Source organism: Streptomyces sp. NPDC107521, assembly GCF_055598485.1.
The window spans coordinates 328087-353770 of the sequence record NZ_JBVKAT010000001.1 but is presented as its reverse complement, the minus strand read 5'-3'; the positions used below and the strand labels follow the sequence as shown (position 1 = coordinate 353770).

Genomic DNA, 25684 nt, shown 5'->3' with positions numbered 1-25684 from the left:
CGTGACGACGCGGCCCCGACCGTTCCCGCAGCCAGGGGGCACGGCCGGGGCCGCGCCGTCGTTCCGGGCCCCGGCACCGGTGCTTCATGTGCGTTTGACCAGTGGGTCACGCCCTGGTAACACGAGTCAGTGACCCTGGTTTCACGCCATGCGCACCGTATGCCGGAGCCGTATCGAGGGGGGACCTCCACCATGCAGGCCGCGCCGTCCGTCCGCGCCACCGCGATCCCGTCGTTCACCGGCGCCCTGCGGGCCGTCGAATCACTGCTCCTGAGCGGCGGCCAGCGCACCGCGCGCCGCAACGCCTGGAACTCCGTCCTGGAGGACCGCCGCCGGGCCAGGGACCGGGTCGAGGCCGAGCAGGTGCTGGAGCGGGCCGTCGCCTCCGAGCGCTGACCCGCCGCCCCGCAGGGCGGGCCGCGCCGCGCGCCGCCGAGCCCTCCTCCACGCCCTCCCGTCCGGGAGCCGTCGCGGCACCGCCGGGGCGCCGTCGTCCCCGGCCGGGCGCCGCCGTCGTCCGCGCTTTCGGGGGCACGTAGACTTCGCAGCATGGCGAGGAAGGAACCTGCAGCGGACGCTGCGAATCCCGGGCGGCTGAAGCAGATCGCCCTGACCTACAAGATGACCCGCAAGGCCGACAAGAAGATCGGTCTTGTACTCGCGGCTGTTGGTGTCACCGTCCTCGGTGTCCTTCTCGCGATCGGTTTCCTGGTCGGTCACCCCATCTATCTCGGCATCCTGGGCCTGCTGCTCGCCTTCCTCGCGACGGCGATCGTCTTCGGGCGCCGTGCCGAGCGGGCGGCCTTCGGGCAGATGGAGGGTCAGCCGGGCGCGGCGGCCGCCGTGCTGGACAACATCGGCCGGGGCTGGACGACGACCCCGGCGGTGGCGATGAACCGCAGCCAGGACGTGGTGCACCGGGCGGTCGGCAAGGCCGGCATCGTGCTGGTCGCCGAGGGCAACCCGAACCGGGTGAAGTCCCTGCTCGCGGCCGAGAAGAAGAAGATGAACCGGATCGTGGCCGACGTCCCGGTGCACGACCTGATCGTGGGCACCGACGAGGGCCAGGTGCCGCTGAAGAAGCTGCGCACCTCCATGCTCAAGCTGCCGCGCGTCCTGACCGGCCCGCAGGTCACCGTGACCAACGACCGGCTGCGCGCGCTGGGCGACCTGATGAGCAACATGCCGCTCCCCAAGGGCCCGATGCCGAAGGGCATGCGCCTCCCGAAGGGCGGCAACCCCCGCCAGCGCTGACCGCACCGCCCGCCACTCCGACGGCGGTACGGCGATGGGGCACCCGGATCACTACTCCGGGTGCCCCGTCGCCGTTCGCGGAGCGGCCCCGGTTCCCGTAGGGGGCTCAGGGCTCCCGCCGGAGCCGGGCAATCCCGGGAGGGGGCCGGGAAACCCGGCCGGGAAGCGCAGCACCGGCCACGAGTCCGCGCCCGTCGGAGCCGGGCCCTGAGAGACGAACGGCACCCCTACGGGGAAGGGCGGGCGGCACCTACGGGGAGGGGGACGGCCGACAGGGCCCGGCCCGGGACCCGTACGGGACGCCGGGCAGGGACCGGCGGGACCCGCCTGGCCCGAACAGGGCGTCGGCCCGCTTCCTCACGGGGCCGACGGGAGGTGACCCGGAGGTCAGATCCGGACCTCCACCGTGCGGGCCAGCCGGTCGTGCAGCCCGCGGCCGTCGCGGTCCCAGATCAGCGCCGGGACCGCCACGCACAGCAGCGCCGTCCGCAGCAGCGCGCGCAGCGGATTCACCCGGCCGGTGCCCAGTTCCACCACCCGCAGCCCGAAGAGGCGCTTGCCCGGGGTGAAGCCGAGGGTGCCGACGGTGAGGACGCCCAGGGCGAAGAAGATGAGCAGGGCCCAGTTGGAGGTCGTCTGCCCGTAGCCGTCGGTGATCAGGCCGTGGGCGATCAGGAGGCACAGCCCCCAGTCGACCGCCAGTGCCCCGAGCCGGCGCCCCGGACGGGCGAGGGAACCGGGCCCCTCCTCCGGCAGGCCGAGCTGCTCGCCCCGGTAGCCGAGGTCGGCGCCGGCCTCCTCGATGGCCGAGCGCGGCCCGGAGAGCCACGATCCGATTGCTTGCCTGTTGTCCACCCGACCACGGTACTGCGCCCGCGCACGGCTCCCGGAGGGCGGGGTGCGGGCGGCTCGGGGCCGGGGCGTGCGGGACCCGGCCGCGCCCCAGGACCCGTCCCGCGATCCGCGGTGGACCGGCGCGCGGCGCCGGATGCGGTGCGTCGCGCGGCGGCGGGGCGTCCGCATACTGGATGTATGCGGACGTTCGGACGGCGCGGTGAGATGCCGCGTCCGGCGTCGGGGACCGCAGGACGGCCCCGGGACCGGATCCCGGCGGTTAACTTCTGTGAAACAAACGGGTCACGCACGAGAAACCCCCCGTCCCTAGGGTCGGGGCAGCGCGGGCCCGCCCGCACTGGCCGCACGAAGGATCTACCACCCCGGCGGGACGGTCGGGAGTAGGAGGAGCTGGATGTTCCAGAACGCCGACGAGGCCAAGAAGTTCATCGCGGACGAGGAGGTCAAGTTCGTCGACGTCCGCTTCTGCGACCTGCCGGGCGTCATGCAGCACTTCACGCTGCCCGCCGAGGCGTTCGACCCCGACGAGGAGCAGGCCTTCGACGGATCGTCGATCCGCGGCTTCCAGGCCATCCACGAGTCGGACATGTCCCTGCGCCCCGACCTGTCGACGGCGCGGATCGACCCGTTCCGCCGGGACAAGACGCTCAACATCAACTTCTTCATCCACGACCCGATCACGGGCGAGCAGTACTCCCGCGACCCGCGGAACGTGGCGCGGAAGGCGGAGGCGTACCTGGCCTCCACCGGCATCGCGGACACCGCGTTCTTCGGCCCGGAGGCCGAGTTCTACGTCTTCGACAGCGTGCGCTTCAAGACGGCCGAGAACGAGTCCTTCTACCACATCGACTCCGAGGCCGGCGCCTGGAACACCGGCGCCCTGGAGGACAACCGGGGGTACAAGGTCCGCTACAAGGGCGGCTACTTCCCCGTCCCGCCGGTCGACCACTTCGCGGACCTGCGCGCCGAGATGGCGCTGGAGCTGGAGCGCTCCGGCCTGAAGATGGAGCGCCTGCACCACGAGGTGGGCACCGCCGGCCAGGCCGAGATCAACTACCGGTTCAACACGCTGCTGGCCGCCGCCGACGACCTCCAGCTCTTCAAGTACATCATCAAGAACGTGGCGTGGAAGAACGGCAAGACGGCGACCTTCATGCCGAAGCCGATCTTCGGTGACAACGGTTCGGGCATGCACGTCCACCAGTCGCTGTGGACCAACGGCGAGCCGCTCTTCTACGACGAGCAGGGCTACGCCGGGCTGTCCGACACCGCCCGCTACTACATCGGCGGCATCCTCAAGCACGCCCCGTCGCTGCTGGCGTTCACCAACCCGACGGTGAACTCCTACCACCGCCTGGTGCCGGGCTTCGAGGCGCCGGTGAACCTGGTGTACTCGCAGCGCAACCGCTCCGCCGCGATGCGCATCCCGATCACGGGCTCCAACCCGAAGGCCAAGCGCGTCGAGTTCCGCGCCCCGGACGCCTCGGGCAACCCGTACCTGGCCTTCTCGGCGCTGCTGCTGGCCGGTCTGGACGGCATCAAGAACAAGATCGAGCCGGCCGAGCCGATCGACAAGGACCTCTACGAGCTGGCTCCCGAGGAGCACGCGAACGTGGCCCAGGTCCCGACCTCCCTGGACGCGGTCCTCAACCGCCTGGAGGCCGACCACGAGTTCCTCCTCCAGGGCGACGTCTTCACGCCGGACCTGATCGAGACCTGGATCGACCTCAAGCGCACCACCGAGATCGCCCCCCTCCAGCTCCGTCCGCACCCCCACGAGTTCGAGCTGTACTTCGACGTGTAGGACGCGGGCCGGGTGCCCCCTGCGGGTCCCCGGGCCGCGCACGGGCCCGCCCATCGAGGGCCGCGTGCCCCTCCGGTCGCCGGAGGGGGAAGCGGCCCTCGACGCCGTTCGCGCGCCGGGTGCCCGTCCGCCGGGCGTCGTCACCCGGCGGACGGGGGCGCGGGATGTCCGCCCGAAAAGCGCCGCGGAAGGCGGTGGCGGCGGGAACGATCGTGTTTACTTGCACGGTTGTTCGATCGGATCACACGGGGAGAGGGCACGGGGATGGCCGAACGGGACGAGGAACCCGAGTTCGATCTGAGGTGGGCGGAGGGCGCCGCGCACAAGGAGCCCTCCGCACGGGCGCGGATGCTGGCCGCCCGCTGGAAGGAGAACCCGCCCGAGCCCGTGCCCTTCCGGGCCGACCCGGAGTACCGGGGCGGGCGGCGGCGGTCCTCGTGGGTGTCCACGGCCGTGGTGCTGGGCTGCGTGGCCGCCGTGGTCGTGCTCCTGGGGTACGTGAACCTCCGGTCGCCCCACTGAGCCCTCCCGGGTGCACACTGGACAGCGGGACGAGTGCCTGACTGCGGGGTGATGAGATGCCGAGCCGCTTCCGGAGCGACCGCAGGCTGACCGTGCGCATGGGGATCACCATGTTCCTGCTCGGCCTGCTGTACGTGGGGTTCGTCGCGGCGCTGATCGCGCTGCTGAAGTCCTGGGTGCTGGTCGTGGTGATCGTGGCGCTGCTGTTCGCGGCGCAGTTCTGGTTCTCCGACCGGATCGCCCTCTTCGCCATGCGCGGCCGGGTCGTGGAGCGGGACGAGTATCCCGGGCTGCACGGCGTGGTCGACCGGCTGGCGGCGATGGCGGACATGCCGAAGCCGGTGGTCGCCGTGTCCGACATGGACATGCCGAACGCGTTCGCGACCGGGCGCAACCCGGACAAGGCGGTGGTCTGCGTCACCACCGGACTGCTGCGGCGGCTGGAGCCCGAGGAACTGGAGGGGGTGCTCGCGCACGAGCTGTCCCACGTGGCCCACAAGGACGTCGCCGTGATCACCGTCGCGTCGTTCCTGGGGGTGATCGCCGGGCTGATGGTGCGGTTCGCCTTCTACTCCCAGCTCTTCGGGCGGCGGGACCAGAACACCGTGGTCATCCTCGCGGCCGTGATGGGCGTCTCGGTCGCCGTCTACGCGATCAGCTTCCTGCTGATCCGGGCCCTGTCCCGGTACCGGGAGCTGGCGGCGGACCGGGCGGCGGCCTTCCTCACCGGCCGCCCCTCGGCCCTGGCGGCGGCGCTCACCAAGGTGAGCGGGGAGATCTCCCGCATCCCGACCAAGGACCTGCGCACGGCACAGGCGTTCAACGCCTTCTACTTCACCCCCGCGCTCGGCGCGGACCCGGGTGTCGGCCGGTTCTTCTCCACCCACCCGAGCCTGGAGCAGCGCCTCGACCAGCTCGGCCGGATCTCCGCCGAACTGGGCGGTCCGGCCGAGCCCGGGGAGGACTGAGCGCCGTGGGGCTGCTGGACGTCCTGCTCGGCCGGACCAGGCCCGTACGGCCCGATCTCGACCGGCTCTTCGCCCTGCCCTCGGCGGCGGTGACGCTGGAGGCGGCGACCGGCTTCCGGCCCACCGGTCAGGGAGCGGTGTGCTTCGCGACGGTGGAGGGCGCGGCCTTCGAGCAGACCCACCGCGAGGTCCGCGCCCTGCTCGACGCGGACGCGGGCCGCACACCGGTCGGGCTGAGCCGCGACGCCTACGGCTACTCCTGGCTGGTCTCCCGCCGCTCCCCCGACGAGCTCCCGGAGCTGGTCAACGACCTGCACGCGGTCAACAGCACCCTGGAGGCGAACGGATTCGGGCCGCAGCTGCTCTGCTCCCTGGCGGGATTCCGCGACACGGGCGACACGGGCGGCGTGGGGACTCCGGAGGGTCTCGGGGAGGCCGGGGGCGCCGGCGAGGGCACGGATGCCGCCGGGGACGGGGGCGCGGGCGGGCGGGCGCTGGCCCTGGTCTACCTCTACAAGCGCGGCACCTTCTATCCGTTCGCCCCGCTGCCCGGGGCCCGGGAACGGCGGGACAACCCGCTGGAGCTGCGCGTACGGGCGGCCCTCGGGGACGACCTGCCGGTGGAGAAGGACCTCGGCCGCTGGTTCCCGGTCTGGGGCGCGCCCGGCATGTGACCCGCCCCCGTCCGGCCCCCACCGCCCCTCCCGTCCGGCCTCCGCCCCCTCCCGTCCGGCCCCCCGTCCGGCCCCCTTACCGTCCCTGGTCGGCCCCGGGCCGCCGTCGCGCCCCGTTGTCAGTGGGGCGCGGCAGGATGGGCGCACTGCGGGCACGACGGGCGGAGGCCGGGATGGGTGACACGCTGCGGTACGTCGGGACGGCCGAGCGGCGGGCTCGGCTGGCGGTGCGGCACCGGCTGGCGGGGGCGGCTCGGGCGGGGGGCCCGGAGGAGGTCGCCGCCTCGCTGGTCGCGCTGCACGGCACCGATCCGGCGACGGTCCACCTGGCCGTCGGCGCGCGGCTGGCGGACCCGTCGACGGCGGTCGGGGAGACGGAACGGGCCCTCTACGAGGACCGCACCCTGGTGCGGATGCACGGCATGCGGCACACCGTGTTCGTGTTCCCGGCCGCTCTGACCGCCGTGGTGCACGCCTCCACCGGTGTCACGGTCGCCGCGCGGGAGCGGGCCGCGCTGCTCAGGGACATGGCGGCGGCCGGGGCGCCGGACGCGGCCTGGCTGGCGGAGGTGGAGGAGTCGGCGCTCGCCGCGCTGGCCCGGCGCGGCCAGGCCACGGCCGTCGAGCTGGCCCGGGACGAGCCGCGCCTGAAGGAGCGGTTCGTGTACGCGGCGGGCAAGCGCTACGAGGGCGTGCACACCGTGTCCGGCAGGCTGCTGAAGGTGCTGGGCGCGGAGGGCCGGGTCGTCCGGGGGCGGCCCCTGGGCTCGTGGACGTCCGGCCAGTTCCGCTGGGCCCCCGCACCCCCGCACCCCGGGCTGGACCCGGACGGCGCGCGGGCGGAGCTGCTGCGCCGGTGGCTGGCGGCCTGCGGCCCGGCCACCGAGGACGACCTGAAGTGGTGGACGGGGTGGCGGGTGACCGAGGTGCGGCGGGCGCTGGCGGCGATCGCCGCGCGGCCGGTGTCGCTGGACGGGGGCACGGGACACGTCGTGGACGGTGACGACGTCCCCGCCGAGGGGGACGGCGCGCCCTGGGCCGCCCTGCTGCCCGCGCTGGACCCCACGGTGATGGGCTGGCGGGACCGGGACTGGTTCCTCGCCCCCGGGCTGCGCCCCGCGCTGTTCGACCGCAGCGGCAACGCGGGGCCGACGGTGTGGTGGGACGGCCGGGTGGTCGGCGGCTGGGCCCAGCGGGCCGACGGCGAGGTCGTCTGGCGGCTGCTGGACGAGGACGGCGTCGGCCGCGAGGCCCGCGCCGCGATCGCGGCGGAGGCGGAGCGGCTCGCCGCCTGGGTGGGCGGCGCCCGGGTCACCCCGCGCTTCCGCACCCCGCTGGAGCGGGAGCTGTCGGCGTAGGGCGGGGCCGGGCGCGCGGCCGGGGCCGCCGGGGCGGGGTACGGCGTGCCCGGCGGCCCCGGCCGATACCCGGGGAAGGGGCCGCCGGGCTGGTGTGGCGCGGTGCGCGCGGTTCCTCCGCGGGGCCCGCCGGGGCCCGGGGTGCGGGCGGCCCGGCGGGCCGGTTCAGCGGGGGTCGCGCATGAGGACGCGCACCATCCGGCAGGTGGTGGCCGACGGCGGGTGGACCCCGATGGTCGCCGCGGTGCTGCGGATCCTCGCGTCGCGGGCCTGCTGGGGCAGGTAGACGCCGGAGTCCAGCAGGGCGATGGCCAGGCGCATCGCCTTGAGCCGTCGGTTGTGCGTGACGTACCACTCGCGGGGCCGCCCGGCGGGCAGGGCGTGCTTGGCCACGGGCCGGTAGGGCAGGTCGAGCGGGACGGGGCGCTGGGCGGTCGACCGGGTGGGCAGGGGCTTCGGCGCGGGTGTCGTCGTCTGCTTCGGTGCGGCAGCGGGCACGGCATCCTCCTGTCGCGGTCGGGTGCCGTCGGCCACCCCGGCGCCACCCTCGAACACTCCTCATATTTTACGTCCTGCCACTGACATCCATGAAGCCCTCGGCACCATCAAATGGCCTGGCAGGAAAGGCTGTTGGCACACCCTCGCGCAAGGGCGAGCCCGGGGCGCGCGGGATCGCGATAATTCGAACATCGCTGGGCGGGCGCGCCACGCGGAGGGAGCCCGGAGGCGCGGCGGGGCGCCTTCCGGGGGGAAGGTCCGGGGCAGGTCCGGGGCCAGGGTGAGGACGGGGGTGGGGACGGGGCGCGGGCCGCCCGGGCGCGGGCTCCGGGACGGGGCCCCGGGGCGCGGAGCCGGGGCACGGAGCCGGGTGGGCGTTCGGGCCCGTTGGCTACGGTATGGGCATGGAGATCTGGATCAATCCGGCCTGTTCGAAGTGCCGCAGCGCGCTGAGCCTGCTCGACGCCGAGGGCGCCGACTACACCGTGCGCCGCTATCTGGAGGACGTGCCGACCGCCGACGAGATCCGCGCGGTGCTCGGCCGGCTCGGGCTCGAACCGTGGCACATCACCCGTACGGGCGAGGCGGTGGCCAAGGAACTGGAGATGGGGGACTGGCCCCGCGACGAGGCGGCGCGCGACCGCTGGGTCACCGCGCTGAGCGAGCACCCCCGGCTGATCCAGCGGCCGATCATCACGGCTGAGGACGGGACGGCCGTCGTCGCCCGCACGGACGAGGCGGTACGGGACGCCCTGTCCCGGTAGGGACGCCGCTCCCCCGGCAGGGACGCCCTGCGTCAGCGGGTACCCGGCACAGCGGGCACCCGCCCCGCAGGGCGCGCGCCCGACCGGGAGGTGCGTCCTGCCGAGCGGGGCGGGAACTGCGACCCGTACGGCATCACACCCTGTGGGGGATGCCCGGCCCATGGGCGACCCGCCCCAGAGGGGTTGCCCGACCCGTGAGGGACGCCCGACCCCGTAGGGGACGCTCCCGCCCCGTAGGGGGTGCCCGACCCGTAAGGGACGCCCGACCCCGTAGGGGACGCTCCCGCCCCGCAGGGGACGCTCCCGCCCCGTAAGGGACGTCCGACCCCGTGAGGGACGCCCACCCCGTAGGGGAGAGCCACCCCGTAAGGGCCGGTCTCCCCTCGTAAGGGCGCCGCACCCCGTCAGGGACGCCCGGGCGCGCCCGCAGGGGCACGCCCGGTCCCCGTAGGGCGCACCTCGACCCACGGGGACCACGCCCCTCCATGTCCTTCCCGGGGCTTCCCCGGGCTCCCCCCGGGCGCGTCCCCGGCCCGGGGGGGTCGTGAGGCCGGTCACACCACGGCCCGGGTAACACGGGGTTCACATTCGGGCAACGGCCGGGAAATCGCGCGTTGGCAGGCTGCGGAGCAGTGGACGCGGCGACCGGCGCCGCGGCGGGCGCGGAGCGCGCCCGACCCGCAGACCCCCCGAAGGAAGTGGCCCCCGTGACCTTCAAGGCCGAGTACATCTGGATCGACGGTACCGAGCCGACGGCCAAGCTCCGTTCCAAGACGAAGGTCATCACGGGCTCCCCGGCCGGCCTGGAGGCCCTCCCGCTCTGGGGCTTCGACGGGTCCTCCACCAACCAGGCCGCCGGGCGCACCTCGGACTGCGTGCTGCGGCCGGTCTTCGCCTGCCCCGACCCGATCCGCGGCGGCGAGGACCTCCTGGTGCTCTGCGAGGTGCTGGACACCGACCTCACCCCGCACCCGAGCAACACCCGCACCGAACTGGCCGCGGTGAGCGAGCGGTTCGCCGGTCAGGACCCGGTCTTCGGCATCGAGCAGGAGTACACCTTCTTCAAGGGCTCCCGCCCGCTCGGCTTCCCCGAGGGCGGCTTCCCGGCCGCGCAGGGCGGCTACTACTGCGGGGTCGGCTCGGACGAGATCTTCGGCCGCGACGTCGTCGAGGCCCACCTGGACAACTGTCTGCGGGCCGGTCTCGGCATCTCCGGCATCAACGCCGAGGTCATGCCCGGCCAGTGGGAGTTCCAGGTCGGCCCGCTGTCGCCGCTGGAGGTCTCCGACCAGCTCTGGGTGGCCCGCTGGCTGCTCTACCGCACCGCCGAGGACTTCGGCGTCTCCGCCACCCTCGACCCCAAGCCGGTCAAGGGCGACTGGAACGGCGCCGGCGCGCACACCAACTTCTCCACCCGGGCGATGCGCGAGGGCTACGCGGCGATCATCACCGCCTGCGAGTCGCTCGGCGAGGGCTCCAAGCCCATGGACCACGTCAAGAACTACGGCGCGGGCATCGACGACCGCCTCACCGGCCTGCACGAGACCGCTCCGTGGAACGAGTACTCGTACGGCGTCGCGGACCGCGGTGCCTCGGTCCGCATCCCGTGGCAGGTCGAGCGGGACGGCAAGGGGTACATCGAGGACCGCCGCCCCAACGCCAACGTCGACCCGTACGTGGTGACCCGGCTGATCGTCGACACCTGCTGCGCCGCCCTGGAGAAGGCCGGCCAGGTCTGATACCCCGCCGGGGCCCTCCCGCCGCCCCTCCCGGGTCCGTCCCGCCGCGTCCCGTCCGAAGGGGTGCTCTCCGTCACGCCGGAGGGTGCCCCTTCGCGCCGTCGCCGGGCCCCGCTCCGGCCCGCGTCCGGCCCCCGACCGGCCAGGGAACCGTCAACAGGGCTGCCCGAAGGGGCCGTTGACACAGCGAGGTGTCCACGGAGTGGTCCGGTGCGCTGTCCACGCAGTGAGAAGGCGGCTACTGCCCGGTGCCGCCGTCTGCTTCAATGAGGACATGGCCAGCTTCCGGAAGTACGCAGCGACGGGTCGCCATGACCTCGAGCCCTTCTGGCCTTCCCGTCAGCACCACGACTTCGACCGGGTGTGTTGCCGCGCGACGATCGCGCGAGCCGGCTAGAGCCGCACACCCCGGCCCCCGGCCCGGCGCGCACGACGTACGTCCCCGCGACGCCCCGACCACCCTCTCGCGGCCGTCGCCCTCCTCGACGAACATCTCGCGCGAAAGAGCTGACGTCCCATGGCGACCCACCGTTCCCTGACCACCGTCACCCTCGATCCCTCCGCCGCCGCACCCGGCCCCCCCTCCCCCGGCGCACGGCACCGGCTGCGCGCCGTCGGCCGGGACGACGTGGTGGACATGGCCGACCTCATCCCGCCGGGCGCCACCTGGCTGCCCGCTCCCCCGCACACCCTGCCCTCCCTGCCGGGGCGCCCGCCGATGGTCGGCTACCTCGTGCTGGTCCCCGCCGACCGGGACCGGACACTGCCGGGCACCCCGGCGCCGGAGGCCACCGCCACCGGGGCGGCGGACCCGCTGGTGCGGATCGACCCCGCGCGGCGCACCGCCGCCGTCGACGGACGCGAACTCGACCTGACCTACCTGGAGTTCGAGCTGCTCGCCCATCTCGTCGCGCACCCCCACCGGGTGCACACCCGCGACCACCTGGTCACCACCGTGTGGGGCTACGGGCACGTCGGCGACGGCCGCACCGTGGACGTGCACGTGGCGCGGCTGCGCCGGAAGCTGGGCGCGGAGCACCGGCGGACCATCCAGACCGTGCGCCGGGTCGGCTACAAGTACACGCCTCCGGTGAGCCGTTGACTCCGTGGGGTCAACACCCCCGGTGAGCCGTCGACCCCACGGGACCGTCCGGGCCGCCGGGCTCACCCGGGCCGGCCGGACCGTGAGGGTCGCCCGGGCCGTCGGGTCGCCCGGACCGCCCGTCAGTCGGGACCGGCCCCGGCTGACGGTCCCGGCGTCCGGCCCGGACCGCCGGTCCCCCGGACCACTCGCCCCGCCGGACCCCGGGGCCACCCACGCCGGACCGCCGGCCCCGCGCCCCGGCTCTGCCCTCGGCAGAGCACCGTTCCCCGGGCCGCCGCGGCCCGGCAGAGTGTCCGGCATGCGACTACTGGTGCTGGGCGGTACGGAGTTCGTGGGGCGGGCCGTGGTGGAGGCGGCACTCGGGCGCGGCTGGGAGGTGACCGTGCTGCACCGCGGACGGCACCCGGCACCGCCCGGCGCCCGCCCGCTGCACGGTGACCGGACCGGGCCGGACGGGCTCGCCGCCCTCGCCGCCGACGGCGGCGGCTGGGACGCGGTCGTCGACACCTGGGCGGGGGCGCCCCGCGCGGTGCGCGACGCGGCCCGGCTGCTGCGGGGGCGCGCCGGACGGTACGTGTACGTGTCGAGCCGCTCGGTGTACGCCTGGGCGCCGCCCGCCGGTCACACCGAGGACGCCCCGCTGGTCGAGGGCGCCTCGGCGGACGCGGAGCGGCTCGACTACGCGCGGGACAAGCGGGGCGGCGAACTGGCCGCCGCGGACGCCTTCGGCGCGGACCGCTCGGTGCTGGTCCGCGCGGGGCTGGTCCTCGGGCCGTACGAGAACGTCGGACGGCTGCCCTGGTGGCTGGGCCGGATGGCCCGCGGCGGCCCGGTCCTGGCGCCCGGCCCCCGCGATCTGCCGTTGCAGTACATCGACGTCCGCGACCTGGCCGACTGGGTGCTGGGGGCGGTGACCCGCGAGCTGAGCGGGCCGTACACCCTCGTCTCGCCCCGCGGCCACGCCACGACGGGCACCCTGCTGGACGCCTGCGCCCGGGTCACCGGCGGCACGGCCCGACTCCGCTGGACCGCACCGGAGGTGATCACCGGTGCCGGGATCGAGCCGTGGACCGGGCTGCCGGTGTGGGTGCCGCCGGGCGCGATGCACGACGCGCTGCACGGCGCGGACGTCTCCCGCGCCCTGGCCGCCGGTCTGGTCTGCCGACCCGTCGCCGACACCGTCGCCGACACCTGGGACTGGCTCCTCTCCCTCGGCGGCGTGGCCCCGCTGCGGCCGGACCGCCCGGCGGTGGGCCTGGACCCGGAGACGGAGGCCCGGGTCCTGGGGGCCGCGGGCGTCCCGGGGGTGTAGCCGGCACCACCCCCGGTCCGGGGGCGGGGACCAGTGACGCGGGACACGGGGCCCGTCGAGACTGGGGCCATGGATCTCCACGACACGAGGTACGGCGCGGTGCGGCGGGCGGCGACGGCGTCCGTGCGCGGACTCGCCCTGTCCCTGATCTGCCTGCCGGGGGCGGTGCTGTGCCTCTGCCTGGCGGTGGTGTCGATCGCGCTCGTCCCGGTCGGCGTCGGCATCGTCACCACCCCCTGGGTGCTGACCGGGGTGCGTGCCTTCGCGGACCGGCGGCGGCTGCTGGCCGCGTCGTGGGGCGGGGTGCGGATCCCGAGGGCCTACCGGCCGCTGCCGCCGGGCGCCAACCCGTGGGCCCGCACCTTCGGGATGCTCGGGGACCCGGCGACCTGGCGGGACCTGCGGTGGCTGCCGGCCGACGCGACCGCCGGGTTCGTCACCGCGCTGCTCGCCCTCGCGCTGCCCCTCTATCCGCTGGAGGGCTTCGCCCTCGCCGCCGGCCTCTGGCGGGTGATGCCCGACGGCTACTGGTACGGCTTCGTCCGGGTCACCGGCCAGGCGTCCGCGCTGGGCGCCGCCGCCCTGGCCGCCGCGCTGCTATCGCTGGCGCTCCCGCTCGCCCCCCGGGTGCTGCGCGCCCACTTCCTGCTCACCGCCGCCCTGCTGGGCTCGGGGCGGGGCGAACTGGCCGAGCGGGTGCGGGTGCTGACCGAGACCCGGCGCGACGCCGTGGACACCTCGGCCGCCGAACTGCGCCGCATCGAACGGGACCTGCACGACGGGGCGCAGGCCCGGCTGGTCGCGATGGGCATGGACCTGGGGACCGTCGAGACGCTGATCGAGACGGACCCGGCGCGGGCCCGGACGCTGCTGGCGCAGGCCCGGCAGTCGTCCGCCGACGCCCTGACCGAGCTGCGCGAACTGGTCCGGGGCATCCATCCGCCGGTCCTCGCCGAACGCGGACTCGGGGACGCGGTGCGGGCGTTGGCGCTGCGGCTGCCGGTGCCGGTCGAGGTCACGGTGGAGCTGCCGGGCCGGGCGGAGGCACCCGTGGAGTCGGCGGCGTACTTCGCGGTCGGGGAGGTCCTCACCAACGCGGTGAAGCACTCCGGCGCCGCCCGGATCCGGGTCGACGCCCACCACACCGGGGACATGCTGCGGCTCATCGTCACCGACGACGGCAGGGGCGGGGCGGTGGCCGGGCCGGGTTCGGGCCTGGCGGGGGTGGAGCGGCGGCTCGGTACATTCGACGGCGTCCTGGCCGTCAGCTCCCCCGTGGGCGGTCCCACCATGGTCACCATGGAGATCCCTTGCGCGTTGTCCTAGCCGAAGACCTGTTCCTGCTGCGCGACGGGCTGGTACGGCTCCTGGAGGCCCACGGCTTCGAGATCGCGGCGGCCGTGGAGTCGGGCCCCGAACTGACCCGGGCGCTGGCCGAACACCGGCCGGACGTCGCCCTGGTGGACGTGCGGCTGCCGCCCACGCACACCGACGAGGGCCTCCAGTGCGCGCTGGAGGCCCGGCGGCTGCGGCCCGGACTGCCGGTGCTGGTCCTCTCCCAGCACGTGGAGCAGCTGTACGCGCGGGAACTGCTCGCCGACGGCGACGGCGGGGTGGGGTACCTGCTCAAGGACCGGGTGTTCGACGCCGGGCAGTTCGTGGACGCGGTGCGGCGGGTGGCGGCGGGCGGTACGGCGATGGACCCGCAGGTGATCCAGCAGCTCCTCGCCCGGCGGGCGGCGGCGGACCGGCCGCTGGAGCGGCTGACGCCCCGGGAGCGGGAGGTGCTGGAGCTGATGGCGCAGGGCAGGACCAACACGGCCGTCGCGGGGCGGCTGGTGATCACCGAACGGGCGGTCGCGAAGCACACCGCGAACATCTTCGCCAAGCTGGGCCTGGAGGTCTCGGGGGACGACAACCGCCGGGTGCTGGCGGTGCTCGCCTACCTCGACCACGGGCGTCCGGCCCCCTGACGCCCGCCGGACCGGGCCCGCGCGCCGGGAGATGACGCGGAGCCGGGCGGCGGCGCGGCCCGGACCGCGGCGCGCACCGGGGCGGCGGGGAGGGGGCCGCGGTGCACACCGGCGGCGGGGAGAGGGTGGCCGCGGTGCGCCCGGGCGGCGCGGAGGTGTCACCGCGGTGCGCACCGGGCGGCGCGGAGGTGTCACGGGGCTGCGCACCGGCAGCGCGGAGGTGTCACGGGGCTGCGCACCGGCGGCGCGGAGGGTGGCCGCGACGCGCGCGGGGCGGTGACCAAGTGGCGGGTCGCTCGTTGCGCTGGGCGTGCAGTCACAGGATGTCGCCCAGCGCCCCGCGCCCTCCTCCGCCTCCTCCGACGCGGTCGTCGACGTCGAGCAGGCCGAGGCCGCGCTCGTCGAGCACTACCCGCGACTGGTCCGGCTGGCCTATCTGATCCTGCCGCCCGGTCTCGGCCGACGCCGCCGGGTCCTGACCGCGCACGCCCTCGTCCAGCGCGCGCTGCCCCGGAACCGCACCACCTCGCCGCTGATCCCCGCGCAGTCGGCCGGGCGCGGCGGCGACCCCGGGTACGCCCTGGTGCGGCTGCGCGTGGTGCGGACGGCGCTGGAGGCGGCCCGCCCGTTGCGGCGCCGGGCCCTGCCCCGCCGGTCCCAGCTCCCGCCGCTGCTGCCCCGGGTGCGGGGGCTCGTGCTGTACCCGCGCTCCGGCGGCGCCGACGAACTCGCCCTGGACCAGGAGCTGTCGGAGCTGTCGGCCCCGGCCCGTGCCGCCCATGTGCTGCGCGGTCTGGAGCGGATGTCCGACGACGAGGTGGCGGAGCTGCTGGACGCCGCCGGTGCCCCGGACCCGGAGGACGCGCTCCTGGAGGCCGGGGAGGTGCCCGCCCGGTACCGGCTGCTGTCCTCGCCGGAGTTCGACGCCTGCTCGCTGCAGGCCCGGCCGACCGATCTGATGCGCCGCCGCCAGCACGGCCGCGCCGCGCTGGTCGCCGGGGCGGCCCTGGTGGTGTGCGGGGCGCTGCTGGGCCTGCCCGGCGACGGCTGGGGGCCGGACGGCCCGGCCGCACCGGCCTACGCGCGCAACCCGGCGGCCGAGGCGGCCCTCGACCCCGGCCGCCTCACCCGGGCCGGGGCCGACGACTGGCGGACCGCCGCGCGGGCCGACTTCTCGGTGTGGCCGGCCCGCGGCGACCTCACCGATGACCGGGAGCTGCTGCGCCGCGCCCTCGCGGTGTGGGCCCGGCCCGGCGAGGCGGTGTCCGTGTCGGCGACGCCCGGCACCGCGACCGGCGGCCCGTCCGGCCCGCCCCGGCTGCTCTACGCCGGGAACGTCGACAACGCGCGGGTGGCGATCCTGTACGACGGGCTGCGCGTCGTCCGCTACGCCGAGCCGCGGGACGACACCCGGGGCGCGGCGCTGGACTTCGCGCGGGCCGACGGCGACGGGACGAGCGGCGCGGACGCGGTGGTGCTGGGCCGCGCCGACGGCAACGTGCGCTATCTGACGGCGCCCTGGGTGACGTCGGCGGCGCAGCGGGACCTGACCGACGCCGGGGCGGAGCCGACCGCGCTGTCGCTGGCCGACGGGGTGACCTCGCCGCTGGCCGGTCCGGCGGCGCAGTCCCCCGGCGGCTGCGCCTCCTGGAACGTGCTCGCGCTGACCGAGGACGCCAACGGCGCCCCGGCGGGCGGTGGTTCTCTCACCCGGGTGCTGACGGACCTCGGTGAACTGGTCCCGGCCCGCCTGACCACCGGGCGGCCCGGCGACCCCGGCGACCTCTCCGGCGCGGAGGCGCTGGCCGACTGGGCGCCGTACGCCTGCTCGCTGGGCGCGGTGCGCGGGCAGGGGGTGCGGTCGGTGAACGCCTGGGAGTTCGCGGCGCAGCCGCTGCCCGACGGGACCGGCGCGGGCACCTGGGTGTGCACCCGGGCGGAGACCTGGCGGGGCGAGGGGGCACGGGTGACGGCCCAGTTCCGTACGCCGGGCGGCACCGTGGGCGCGGTGACGGCGCGCGCCGAGGACGTACGGTCCTGCGGGGAACGCGATCCGCGGGTGCTGGCGGGGGTGCTGTGGAAGTCGTCCGGCGGGCACTGGTACCTGCTCGCGGCCGGCGGCGGGGACGTGGCGTCCATCGCGGCGAGCGGCGGCGTGACCGGCTCCGCCGAGGGCGGTCTGCTGACGGCGGCGGCGGAGCAGGGCGCGCGGGCGGAGCTGAAGGGCACGCTGGAGGGTGGCGGGACCATCACCGGACTGGGCGGCCGGTGACGTGACCGGAAGGGGCCGACGGCTCGCGGCGTCCGTCACGGCGCCCCACCGCGTCGTCGCGCCACCCGGGTACGTCCGGTACGCGGGCGGCGCTCCGCCTTGCGACGCACTGCGCCGGACGCCGCCGGCCATCGGGCAGACCTTCCGGTCAGGGCGCTGAACGGCACGCGGCGCGGGCCGACCCCGCGGGCCGACGATGCCCGTCGGTCCCGTCGGTGCCTTCGGTGGTGCGCCCCGCGCTGCCGGGTCCCGTACTCCCGCGGGCCGGGCCGGTGCGGGGGGCCGCCGACGGCGGGTGCCGGAGGGCGGGGGCGGCCACCGGGACGGGCCGCGGTCCGGCCGCGGGCGGCGCGGGCCGAGGCCGCCGCGCCTCTCGCGCGCACCACGGGGGCGCCTCGTGCCGGGAGTGCCGGCGCCGGGGCCGGACCGGGCCCTCCGGGGTCCGGATCCGCTCGGTAGGGTGGGCGCATGGCTATCGGGGCGCGTCGCAGGATGGGCGTCGAGGAGCGCCGGGAGCAGTTGATCGGTGTCGCCCTCGACCTGTTCGGCCGCCGCTCGCCCGATGAGGTCTCCCTCGACGAGATAGCGTCGGCGGCGGGCATCTCGCGCCCGCTGGTCTACCACTACTTCCCCGGCAAACTCAGCCTGTACGAGGCCGCGCTGCGGCGTGCCGCGGAGGACCTGGCGTCCCGGTTCGAGGAGCCGCGCACGGGCCCGCTGGGGGCGCGGCTGCTGCGGGTGACCGGCCGCTACCTCGACTTCGTCGACGCGCACGGTCCCGGTTTCTCCGCGCTGATGCGCGGCGGTCCGGCCGTGGGCTCCACCACGGCGGGCGCCCTGGTGGACTCCGTGCGGCGGGCCGCCTACGGGCAGGTTCTGGCGCATCTGGAGGTGGCCGACCCGCCCGCGCGACTGGAGCTGGTGGTGCGGTCCTGGATCTCGCTGGCCGAGTCGAAGGCGCTGATCTGGCTGGAGGGGCGGCGGGTGCCGCGCGCCGAGCTGGAGACGCAGCTCGTGCACGACTTCGCCGTGCTGCTGGCGGTGGGCGCCGTCCAGGACGAGGGGACGGCCGTGCTGGTGCGGCGCGTGATGGCGGACGAGCCGGCCGACGGCCCCTTCGCGGAGCTGGCCGGCCGGCTCTCCGGACTGCTGGGTCAGCCCGCCGACTCCCGGTAGGAGTACTCCCGGTCGCGGGACTCGGCCGACACGTGCAGCACCATGCCGGGAGGTGTCCGCACCCGCCGCCGCACCAGTTCCACCACCGCCCCGGTGAGGCGGCGCTGGACGTCGTCGGTGCGCCCGAACGGCAGGGCGATGCCGACGTGGACGAGGACCTGGCCCCGGCCCTGGTCGCCGGGGCCGACCACGACGTCCTCGACGGGGCGGAAGCGGGTCCGGCACACCGCCGGTCCGGCGTAAGCGATTCCGGTGACGGCGCTGTGCAGTTCCCGCGCGAGGGCGGGGCGGTCGAAACCGTCCGCGAGTTCGACGGAGTAGTCGACGGTGATCTGCGGCATGGGCCCTCCTGTTCGCCGGACAGCGAAGCTCACCCTAACTTCCCTCCGCGACAGGTGAGTTGGCCGGAGCAAACACGGTGACGGCGCGACCGGAACCGTTCGGTGCCCGCCGGCGGGGCGTCCTCGCGGCGTCCGGCGGGGCGGTACGGCGCCGTCCGCGCAGTCCTTGCGGCAAGAACGGTGAATCCGGGGGAAAGCGCTTGCGGTCCCGGCGGGCCCCGCACCGGCCCGGGGCCCGCCGTCGGCGTGCGGACGACGGCGGGCCCCGGGGGCGGCGGCGGCCGGAAACCGTTCCCCCGGCGGCCGGGTCAGGGGGTGTCCCACCAGAGCGTCGTGTCCGGGGGCAGCACCGTCTCCGGTCCCGCCGCCGCGGTGTCGGCGCTGGCCAGGAGGAGGCGTCCGGGGGTGGGGAGGACCACCGGCTCGCGGGTGGTGTTGGCCGTGCAGACGAAGCGGCCCCGGCGCAGCGCGAGGACGCCCCCGGGCGCGGGGAGCCACTGGACGGCGTCGCCCGCGCCCAGGTCGGGGTGGGCGCGGCGGGCGGCCAGCGCGGCCCGGTACAGCTCCAGGGTGGAGCCGGGCACGCCGGTCTGCGCCTCGACGCTCAGTGCGCCCCAGCCCTCCGGCTGCGGCAGCCAGCTCCCCCCGCCGCCGAAGCCGTACGAGGTGCCGCCGCGCGTCCACGGGAGGGGCACCCGGCAGCCGTCACGGAAGCCGTCCTGGCCGTCGCCGCGGAAGTAGGCCGGGTCCTGGCGCACCGCGTCGGGCAGGTCGACGACGTCCGGCAGGCCCAGTTCCTCGCCCTGGTAGACGTAGGCCGAGCCGGGCAGGGCCAGCATCAGGAGGGTGGCGGCGCGGGCCCGGCGCAGGCCCAGCCCGCGGTTCCCGGCCAGGCGGATCTGGGTGCCGAGGCCGGGCGGGTTGGCGAAGCGGGTGGCGTGCCGGGTGACGTCGTGGTTGGAGAGCACCCAGGTGGCCGGGGCGCCGACCGGGCGCATGGCGTCCAGGGTGCGGTCGATGACGGAGCGCAGCTCGGCGGCGTCCCAGTGGGTGCTGAGGTACTGGAAGTTGAACGCCTGGTGCAGTTCGTCGGGGCGGACGTAGCGGGCGGTCCGCTCGACGGTGGGCGTCCAGGCCTCCGCGACGAAGATCCGCTCGCCGGAGTACTCGCCGAGGATCAGCCGCCACTGCCGGTAGATGGCGTGGACGCCGTCCTGGTCGAAGAAGGGCATGACGCCGCTGCCCAGCAGTTTGAGCTGTTCCCCCGGTCCCAGGTCGGGCAGGCCCTCGGCCTTCACCATGCCGTGGGCGACGTCGACGCGGAACCCGTCGACGCCCTTGTCGAGCCAGAACCGCAGGATGGACCGGAACTCGTCGCCGACGGCGGGGTGTTCCCAGTTGAAGTCGGGCTGTTCGGGGGCGAAGAGGTGCAGGTACCACTCCCCCGGTGCGCCGTCCGGCTCGGTGACCCGGGTCCAGGCGGGGCCGCCGAAGACGGACTCCCAGTCGTTGGGCGGCAGTTCACCTCGGTCGCCCTTGCCGGGCCGGAAGTGGTAGCGGTCCCGGCAGGGGGAGCCGGGGCCCTCGGCGAGGGCGCGCCGGAACCACTCGTGCCGGTCGGAGGAGTGGTTGGGGACGAGGTCGACGATGACGCGCAGGCCCAGCCCGTGGGCGTCGCGGATCAGCGCGTCGGCGTCGGCGAGGGTGCCGAACACGGGGTCGACGGCCCGGTAGTCGGCGACGTCGTACCCGGCGTCGGCCTGGGGGGAGGCGTAGAAGGGGCTGAGCCACACGGCGTCCACCCCGAGGTCGCGCAGGTACGGCAGGCGGGTGCGGGCGCCCTCCAGGTCGCCCATCCCGTCACCGTCGCTGTCGGCGAAGCTGCGGGGGTAGATCTGGTAGATCACCGCGTCCCGCCACCAGTCGCCGGGTGCGGCGGTGGGCCGGGCGGGGGTGGGGGCCGGTGCGGGGGCGGGGACCGGGGCGGCGGTGCGCTGCTGGCTCATGGCGTCCTTGCGTACGGGGTTCGGTCGGGGGGCACGGTGGTGGCGGGCCGGTGCCGGGGCGGCCTCGGTGACGTCGGGGTCCGGGGGCACCGAGGCCGCCCGCCCGCGCCGCGGGGGCGCGGGCGCCGGTGGGGCGGTCAGCCCTTGGTGCCGTCGGCGGTGGGTCCGGTCACCAGGTTCCTCTGCACGAGGTGGAAGAAGGCGGCGACGGGTATCGCGACGAGCACCGCCGTGGCCGCCATGAGCCGGCGCTGCGCGTCGTGCTCGCTGACGAAGCTCTGGAGGCCCACGGCGAAGGTGTACTTGGTGTCGCTGAGCATGAACGTCGAGGCGAGGGCGACCTCGCCGAAGGCGGTGATGAAGCTGAAGAAGCCGGCCACCGCGAGGCCGGGCCGGGCGAGCGGCAGGATCAGCCGGAAGAAGGTGCCGAAGGGACCGAGCCCGTCGGCGCGTCCGGCCTCGTCGATCTCGAACGGGATGGTGTCGAAGTAGCCCTTGAGCAGCCAGGCGCAGTACGGCACCGCGGTCGAGCAGTGGACGAGGACCAGGCCGAGGTGGCTGTCGACCAGTCCGAGGCCGGAGAGGATCTGGTACATCGGCACGATGAGGACGGCGACCGGGAACATCTGGGTGCCCAGCAGGATCCACATCAGCCTGCGGTGGCCGGGGAAGCGCATCCGCGAGACCGCGTAGCCGGTGGTCGCGGCGACGGTCACGCCGAGCACGGTGGTGCCGAGCGAGACGATCAGCGGGCTCTTCAGCCAGTCGAGGAAGTGGGTGTGCCGGAGCACGAACGCGTAGTTGTCGAGGTTCATCCTCGACCGGATGCGTCCGGGGTGCAGGTAGTCGTCCTTGTCCGGGCCGAGGGACAGGTGGACCGGCCAGGCCACGGGGAACAGGGCGGTGAGGCTCGCCGGGGAGAGGATGCCGTGGGAGGCGGCGGACGCGGCCCGGCCGCGCGGCCCCCGCCGGCGCGGCGGGCCGGTCCGGCCCTCCGGTTCGGTGCGGGGCCGCCGGGCCGGGGCGGACGCCGGGGCGGTCGTGGTGCTCATGGGGGCTCCTGCCTCAGATCGCGTGCCGCTCACCGCGGTTCAGCCAGCGGCGGTAGAAGGAGGTGAAGACGACGAGGACGGCCAGCGGCAGGATGCCGTGGGCCGTGGACCGCGCGAAGTCGCGCGGCTGCCGGCCGAAGCCGAGCCGGTGGGCCCGGGTGACGAGGGTCTGGGCGTCCGGCGCGGTGTCGCCGAACAGCAGGAAGATGACGGCGAACTGGTTGAAGGTCCAGATGACGCCGAGCAGGACGACGGTGGAGCCGACCGGCCGCAGGCCGGGCAGGGTGATGTGGCGGAACCGCTGCCGGTGCCCGGCGCCGTCCGTCTCGGCGGCCTCGTAGAGCTTCGCGTCGATGGGCTGGAGGCCGCCGAGGAGCGAGACCGTCATGAACGGCACGCCGCACCAGGTGTTGACCATGACGGCGGAGAACCGCTGCCAGAAGGGTTCCTCCAGCCAGGCCGGACCCGGCAGGCGGAGCTGTTCCAGGGCGGAGTTGACGACGCCCCCGTCGGCGAGCATGAACCGCCGGCCGAAGACGGTGACGAAGGTGGACACGGCCCAGGGCAGGACCGGCAGCAGCCGGTAGACGGTGCGCCCGCGGACCCTCCGGTTGAGCAGCGGGCGAGGCCCAGGCCGATGCCGTAGTGCAGGGCGACGCAGATCGCCGTCCAGGCGATGGTCCACACGAAGTGCGACCAGAAGCGGTCGTAGGCGGTGGGGCCCCACAGGATGTCCGCGTAGTTGTCCAGGCCGACGAACCGGTAGGTGGCGTCGATGTGGCGGGGGCCGATGGTCCGCGCCGTGCTGAGGCTGTTGGCGTCGGTGAGCGTCAGGCAGAAGCCGTGGACCAGCGGGTAGAGCACGAGGACGCCGATCACGACGGCCACCGGCGCGATCATGGCGTAGGCGTACCGGTGCCTTCGGCACCCCTCGCGCAGACGCCGGCCGGGGCGCGGGGCGCGGGGCGCGGTCCTCGCGACGCTTGCCGGTCGCGCGGTCGATGGCGACTGTCATGGTTCGGCACCTCCGGGAGCGTCGGGGCGTTCGGGGCGGCGGGCACCGGGGGACGGCGCGGGCGTGGGACGGGAGGCGGCGGGCGGGGGCGGGGGCGCGGCGGGCGGGGGACGGTGGCCGCCGGGCAGAGCCCGGTGCGGGGCGGACCCGGTGGGGGCAGGGCCCGGCGGGGGCAGGGCCCGGCGGGGGCAGGGCCCGGCGGGGGCAGGGCCCGGCGGGGGCAGGGCCCGGCGGGGGCAGGGCCCGGCGGCCGCGGGCTCATCCGCCGAAGTCCGGCACCGGCCCGGCCATCGCGGCCTCGGCGTCCCCGAGGCCCTTGTCCAGGCTCTTCCTGCCGCCGGCGATCTGCGGCAGCGCCTCGTCCATCGGCCCCCGCAGGGAGCTGTACTCGGGCAGGGCCGGGCGCGGACGGGCGGCGGCCAGCACCGCCTGGTAGCCGGCGATGCCCGGGTCGGCCCTGACCGCCCCGGTGTAGGCGTCGTCGCGGGTGGGCAGCGTGGAGTTCTTGAGGGCGATGGTCTCCTGGGACCTCGCCGAGGTCATGAACGCGATGAACGTGAGTGACGCCTCCTGGTGCGCCCGGTCCGAACCGGCGTACACGGAGAGGTTGTGGCCGCCGGTCGGGGCGCCCGCCGTGCCCGTGGAACCGGCCGGGACGGTGGCGATGCCGAGGTTGGCGCGGTCCTTGAAGGCGCTGCCCCGGCAGAAGTTGGTGATCTCCCACGGGCCCTGGAGGATCGGGGCGACCCGGCCGCTGACGAACGCCTCCTGGATGTGGGCGCAGGCGTCTGCGGTGGTGTCGGCCCGGTGCGGGCCCTTGCCGTCGAAGAGGCCCAGCCAGGTGCCGTACGCCTTCCTGGCCTCGGGCGAGTCGACGGTGATCCGCTTCGCGGCGGCGTCGACCGTGTCGGTGCCCTCGCCGTAGAGGAACGGCTGGCCGTAGTAGCCGGCGGTGGAGCCCCAGTAGCCGTCCGCGCCGGTCCCGTCCTTGATGGCGGCGGCCTTCCTCAGGTCGTCCCAGGTCCTGGGGACCTCGGCACCGGCCCTGCGGAAGAGGTCCTTGTTGCAGACGAGCGCGAGGGTGTCGGTGACCAGCGGCACGCCGTACGTCCTGCCCTCGAACATGACCTGCTCGATCAGACGGGGCCGGAACTCCGCCGCGTCGGCCAGGGCCTCGGTCCCGTCCAGGGGCGGGAAGAAGCCCTTCCCGGCGAAGGCGGGCGTCCAGCCGACCTCGGAGCGCAGCACGTCGGGGGCGCCCTTGGAGCCTGCGGCGGTGTCGAACTTGTTCTGCGCCTGGTCGAAGGGCACGTCGACGTAGTCGACCCTGATGCCCCGGTGCGCGGCCTCGAACTCCTTGGCCAGCGACCGGTGGACGGGGGCCTCGTTGGTCGCGTTCGAGGTGTCCCACCAGGTGATGGTGACCGGTCCGCCGGACCGGCCGTCACCGTCGCCGTCGCCGCTGCCGCACGCCGTCGCCGCCAGGGCGAGGGACGCCACCAGCGCGGTGGCCGCTATGCAACGCCGCATGAGTTCTCCTTGAGGGTGAGGGCCCGGGCGGGCAGGGGCGGCGGGCCCGTCCGCCGCGCCCGCCGCCGACCGCGCCGTTGCCGCCGTCGGGCGACGTGAACGTAACAGCGATGCAAGCCGGACGAAAGGGCTTGCAGAAAAAAAGCGCAAGAGATCCGTGAAGTCACCCCGGGGCCGGGCCTCCGAACGATCACGGAAAGCCGGTTGCTTTCGCCGCCCGAGCGGTATCGGTCCGCTTGTGCAAGACTCTGCAAGCTCTTGCCACGACTTCTCCGAGGGAACGCGATGACGCAGCAGCCCGCGCCGGGGCGCCCGACGGACCGCGGGGGGCGGCCCGTCGGTGTGCAAAGGGATCGCCGACAGGTACAGTCCACCGGTGTGACCACACGGCTTGCCGACATCGCCGCCCAGGCGGGGGTGAGCGAAGCGACGGTCAGCCGGGTCCTCAACGGGAAGCCGGGCGTCGCCGCCGCCACCCGCCACTCCGTACTCGCCGCTCTCGACGTCCTCGGCTACGAGCGTCCCGTGCGGCTGCGGCAGCGCAGCGAGGGGCTGGTCGGACTGATCACCCCGGAGCTGGAGAACCCCATCTTCCCGGCGCTGGCCCAGGTCATCGGCCAGGCGCTGACCCGCCAGGGCTACACCCCCGTCCTCGCCACCCAGACGCCGGGCGGCTCCACCGAGGACGAGCTGACCGAGATGCTGGTCGACCGGGGGGTCGCCGGCATCATCTACGTCTCCGGGCTGCACGCCGACACCACCGCCGACACCCAGCGCTACGAGCGGCTGCGGGCCCGGGGTGTGCCGTTCGTGCTGGTCGACGGCTTCTCCCCGAAGGTGCAGGCGCCGTTCATCTCCCCCGACGACCGGGCCGCGATGCACCTCGCCGTCACCCACCTCGTCTCGCTGGGGCACACCCGGATCGGACTGGCCCTCGGGCCGAAGCGGTTCGTGCCGGTGCAGCGCAAGATCGAGGGGTTCCTGACCGTGATGCGCGAGCAACTCGGCCTGGATTCCGAGACCGTGGCGGAGGAACTGATCCAGCACTCCCTGTACACGCTGGAGGGCGGCCAGGCGGCGGCGGGCGCGCTGATCGAGCGGGACTGCACGGCGGTGGTGTGCGCGAGCGACATGATGGCGCTGGGCGCGATACGCGCCGCCCGGCAGCGGGGCCTGGCGGTGCCCCGCGACGTCTCCGTCGTCGGTTTCGACGACTCCCCGCTGATCGCCTTCACCGACCCGCCGCTGACCACCGTGCGCAAGCCGGTCCCGGCGATGGGGCAGGCCGCGGTGCGGACGCTGCTGGAGGAGATCGGCGGAACACCCGCCCCGCACAGCGAGTTCGTGTTCATGCCGGAACTGGTGGTGCGCGGTTCGACGGCCTCGGCGCCGGGTGATCGCGGACGGGGCTGAACACCCGCCGGACCAGGCCCTTTCTTCCCCTTCCCGGCCCTTTCCGGGGCCCG

22 protein-coding genes and 1 pseudogene are annotated in these 25684 nt (G+C 75.2%); 16 read left to right on the top strand and 7 right to left on the bottom strand.

Annotation, left to right across the window (positions count from 1 at the left end; translation table 11 throughout):
• Window positions 1-192: 192 nt before the first annotated feature.
• Together ACZ7LB_RS01500 and ACZ7LB_RS01495 are read left to right on the top strand one after the other, a co-directional pair.
• Entirely contained in the window at window positions 193-396 is a 204-nt protein-coding gene (locus ACZ7LB_RS01500; RefSeq protein WP_471464734.1) for an SCO2195 family GlnR-regulated protein, read from the top strand.
• Window positions 397-549: 153 nt separating this feature from the next.
• Entirely contained in the window at window positions 550-1254 is a 705-nt protein-coding gene (locus ACZ7LB_RS01495) for a DUF4191 domain-containing protein (RefSeq protein ID WP_471464732.1), read from the top strand.
• Window positions 1255-1641: 387 nt separating this feature from the next.
• Here the strand turns inward: ACZ7LB_RS01495 and ACZ7LB_RS01490 are convergent, their stop codons facing one another.
• Window positions 1642-2109: an RDD family protein gene (locus tag ACZ7LB_RS01490; protein WP_471464730.1), complete on the bottom strand. Its 468-nt coding sequence runs from the start codon at window positions 2107-2109 to the stop codon at window positions 1642-1644.
• A 394-nt stretch (window positions 2110-2503) separates the two neighbouring features.
• Here ACZ7LB_RS01490 and glnA point away from each other — a divergent pair, with 394 nt between their 5' ends.
• The 5 genes from glnA (at window position 2504) to ACZ7LB_RS01465 (ending at window position 7435) form a co-directional block, all read left to right on the top strand.
• Entirely contained in the window at window positions 2504-3913 is a 1410-nt protein-coding gene (glnA, locus tag ACZ7LB_RS01485; RefSeq protein WP_471464728.1) for a type I glutamate--ammonia ligase, read from the top strand.
• Between the two features lie 264 nt (window positions 3914-4177).
• Window positions 4178-4435, top strand: a complete 258-nt coding sequence (locus tag ACZ7LB_RS01480; protein ID WP_471464726.1) for an SCO2583/SCO2584 N-terminal domain-containing protein — start codon at window positions 4178-4180, stop codon at window positions 4433-4435.
• A 56-nt stretch (window positions 4436-4491) separates the two neighbouring features.
• Complete coding sequence (gene htpX, locus ACZ7LB_RS01475; protein ID WP_471464724.1) at window positions 4492-5403, top strand: zinc metalloprotease HtpX; 912 nt, start codon at window positions 4492-4494, stop codon at window positions 5401-5403.
• A 5-nt stretch (window positions 5404-5408) separates the two neighbouring features.
• Window positions 5409-6077: a PspA-associated protein PspAB gene (pspAB, locus tag ACZ7LB_RS01470; RefSeq protein WP_471464722.1), complete on the top strand. Its 669-nt coding sequence runs from the start codon at window positions 5409-5411 to the stop codon at window positions 6075-6077.
• A gap of 173 nt (window positions 6078-6250) precedes the next feature.
• Window positions 6251-7435: a winged helix DNA-binding domain-containing protein gene (locus ACZ7LB_RS01465; RefSeq protein ID WP_471464720.1), complete on the top strand. Its 1185-nt coding sequence runs from the start codon at window positions 6251-6253 to the stop codon at window positions 7433-7435.
• Between the two features lie 165 nt (window positions 7436-7600).
• Here ACZ7LB_RS01465 and ACZ7LB_RS01460 read toward each other — a convergent pair whose 3' ends face one another.
• Window positions 7601-7933: a hypothetical protein gene (locus ACZ7LB_RS01460; RefSeq protein WP_471464718.1), complete on the bottom strand. Its 333-nt coding sequence runs from the start codon at window positions 7931-7933 to the stop codon at window positions 7601-7603.
• Window positions 7934-8337: 404 nt separating this feature from the next.
• On the opposite strand from ACZ7LB_RS01460, the gene ACZ7LB_RS01455 reads away from it, so the two are divergent.
• From ACZ7LB_RS01455 to ACZ7LB_RS01420, 8 genes are all read left to right on the top strand, one after another.
• Window positions 8338-8697 carry an arsenate reductase family protein gene (locus tag ACZ7LB_RS01455; RefSeq protein WP_471464716.1) on the top strand — a complete coding sequence of 120 codons (360 nt, stop codon included), beginning with the start codon at window positions 8338-8340 and terminating at the stop codon, window positions 8695-8697.
• 707 nt (window positions 8698-9404) lie between these two features.
• Window positions 9405-10436 carry a glutamine synthetase gene (glnII, locus tag ACZ7LB_RS01450; RefSeq protein ID WP_471464714.1) on the top strand — a complete coding sequence of 344 codons (1032 nt, stop codon included), beginning with the start codon at window positions 9405-9407 and terminating at the stop codon, window positions 10434-10436.
• Between the two features lie 517 nt (window positions 10437-10953).
• On the top strand, window positions 10954-11538 hold the full coding sequence (locus tag ACZ7LB_RS01445) for a winged helix-turn-helix domain-containing protein (RefSeq protein ID WP_471464711.1): 585 nt from the start codon (window positions 10954-10956) through the stop codon (window positions 11536-11538).
• Window positions 11539-11839: 301 nt separating this feature from the next.
• On the top strand, window positions 11840-12853 hold the full coding sequence (locus ACZ7LB_RS01440) for an SDR family oxidoreductase (RefSeq protein ID WP_471464708.1): 1014 nt from the start codon (window positions 11840-11842) through the stop codon (window positions 12851-12853).
• A 69-nt stretch (window positions 12854-12922) separates the two neighbouring features.
• Entirely contained in the window at window positions 12923-14179 is a 1257-nt protein-coding gene (locus tag ACZ7LB_RS01435; RefSeq protein ID WP_471464706.1) for a sensor histidine kinase, read from the top strand.
• The gene (locus ACZ7LB_RS01430; protein WP_471464704.1) at window positions 14164-14826 is read left to right on the top strand and encodes a LuxR C-terminal-related transcriptional regulator; all 663 of its coding nucleotides are present in this window, start codon (window positions 14164-14166) and stop codon (window positions 14824-14826) included. Before ACZ7LB_RS01435 ends, ACZ7LB_RS01430 begins: the two co-directional genes overlap by 16 nt.
• Window positions 14827-15136: 310 nt before the next feature.
• Window positions 15137-17098, top strand: coding sequence for a hypothetical protein (locus ACZ7LB_RS01425; protein WP_471464702.1), 1962 nt, complete (start codon window positions 15137-15139; stop codon window positions 17096-17098).
• A 468-nt stretch (window positions 17099-17566) separates the two neighbouring features.
• On the top strand, window positions 17567-18274 hold the full coding sequence (locus ACZ7LB_RS01420) for a TetR/AcrR family transcriptional regulator (protein ID WP_471464700.1): 708 nt from the start codon (window positions 17567-17569) through the stop codon (window positions 18272-18274).
• Here the strand turns inward: ACZ7LB_RS01420 and ACZ7LB_RS01415 are convergent.
• From ACZ7LB_RS01415 to ACZ7LB_RS01395, 5 genes and pseudogenes are all read right to left on the bottom strand, one after another.
• Window positions 18253-18615: an isomerase gene (locus ACZ7LB_RS01415; protein WP_471464698.1), complete on the bottom strand. Its 363-nt coding sequence runs from the start codon at window positions 18613-18615 to the stop codon at window positions 18253-18255. The genes ACZ7LB_RS01420 and ACZ7LB_RS01415 overlap by 22 nt on opposite strands.
• Before the next feature lie 308 nt (window positions 18616-18923).
• Window positions 18924-20621, bottom strand: a complete 1698-nt coding sequence (locus ACZ7LB_RS01410; RefSeq protein WP_471464696.1) for a glycoside hydrolase family 13 protein — start codon at window positions 20619-20621, stop codon at window positions 18924-18926.
• Between the two features lie 137 nt (window positions 20622-20758).
• Window positions 20759-21673, bottom strand: coding sequence for a sugar ABC transporter permease (locus ACZ7LB_RS01405; protein ID WP_471464693.1), 915 nt, complete (start codon window positions 21671-21673; stop codon window positions 20759-20761).
• A 13-nt stretch (window positions 21674-21686) separates the two neighbouring features.
• Window positions 21687-22688 (bottom strand): annotated as a pseudogene (locus tag ACZ7LB_RS01400) (carbohydrate ABC transporter permease).
• A 258-nt stretch (window positions 22689-22946) separates the two neighbouring features.
• Entirely contained in the window at window positions 22947-24218 is a 1272-nt protein-coding gene (locus ACZ7LB_RS01395) for an extracellular solute-binding protein (protein ID WP_471464691.1), read from the bottom strand.
• A 378-nt stretch (window positions 24219-24596) separates the two neighbouring features.
• Here ACZ7LB_RS01395 and ACZ7LB_RS01390 point away from each other — a divergent pair, with 378 nt between their 5' ends.
• Window positions 24597-25631: a LacI family DNA-binding transcriptional regulator gene (locus tag ACZ7LB_RS01390; RefSeq protein ID WP_471464689.1), complete on the top strand. Its 1035-nt coding sequence runs from the start codon at window positions 24597-24599 to the stop codon at window positions 25629-25631.
• Window positions 25632-25684: the final 53 nt, after the last annotated feature.

What these genes read in the sequence shown, in the direction of transcription:
- ACZ7LB_RS01435 (WP_471464706.1), top strand. Translation starts at nt 12,923, where the DNA reads ATGGATCTCCACGACACGAGGTACGGCGCGGTGCGGCGGGCGGCGACG.
- ACZ7LB_RS01500 (WP_471464734.1), top strand. Translation starts at nt 193, where the DNA reads ATGCAGGCCGCGCCGTCCGTCCGCGCCACCGCGATCCCGTCGTTCACC.
- glnA (WP_471464728.1), top strand. Translation starts at nt 2,504, where the DNA reads ATGTTCCAGAACGCCGACGAGGCCAAGAAGTTCATCGCGGACGAGGAG.
- ACZ7LB_RS01415 (WP_471464698.1), bottom strand. Translation starts at nt 18,615, where the DNA reads ATGCCGCAGATCACCGTCGACTACTCCGTCGAACTCGCGGACGGTTTC.
- ACZ7LB_RS01395 (WP_471464691.1), bottom strand. Translation starts at nt 24,218, where the DNA reads ATGCGGCGTTGCATAGCGGCCACCGCGCTGGTGGCGTCCCTCGCCCTG.
- ACZ7LB_RS01445 (WP_471464711.1), top strand. Translation starts at nt 10,954, where the DNA reads ATGGCGACCCACCGTTCCCTGACCACCGTCACCCTCGATCCCTCCGCC.
- ACZ7LB_RS01405 (WP_471464693.1), bottom strand. Translation starts at nt 21,673, where the DNA reads ATGAGCACCACGACCGCCCCGGCGTCCGCCCCGGCCCGGCGGCCCCGC.
- htpX (WP_471464724.1), top strand. Translation starts at nt 4,492, where the DNA reads ATGCCGAGCCGCTTCCGGAGCGACCGCAGGCTGACCGTGCGCATGGGG.
- ACZ7LB_RS01495 (WP_471464732.1), top strand. Translation starts at nt 550, where the DNA reads ATGGCGAGGAAGGAACCTGCAGCGGACGCTGCGAATCCCGGGCGGCTG.
- ACZ7LB_RS01480 (WP_471464726.1), top strand. Translation starts at nt 4,178, where the DNA reads ATGGCCGAACGGGACGAGGAACCCGAGTTCGATCTGAGGTGGGCGGAG.
- ACZ7LB_RS01455 (WP_471464716.1), top strand. Translation starts at nt 8,338, where the DNA reads ATGGAGATCTGGATCAATCCGGCCTGTTCGAAGTGCCGCAGCGCGCTG.
- ACZ7LB_RS01410 (WP_471464696.1), bottom strand. Translation starts at nt 20,621, where the DNA reads ATGAGCCAGCAGCGCACCGCCGCCCCGGTCCCCGCCCCCGCACCGGCC.
- ACZ7LB_RS01440 (WP_471464708.1), top strand. Translation starts at nt 11,840, where the DNA reads ATGCGACTACTGGTGCTGGGCGGTACGGAGTTCGTGGGGCGGGCCGTG.
- ACZ7LB_RS01420 (WP_471464700.1), top strand. Translation starts at nt 17,567, where the DNA reads ATGGCTATCGGGGCGCGTCGCAGGATGGGCGTCGAGGAGCGCCGGGAG.
- ACZ7LB_RS01465 (WP_471464720.1), top strand. Translation starts at nt 6,251, where the DNA reads ATGGGTGACACGCTGCGGTACGTCGGGACGGCCGAGCGGCGGGCTCGG.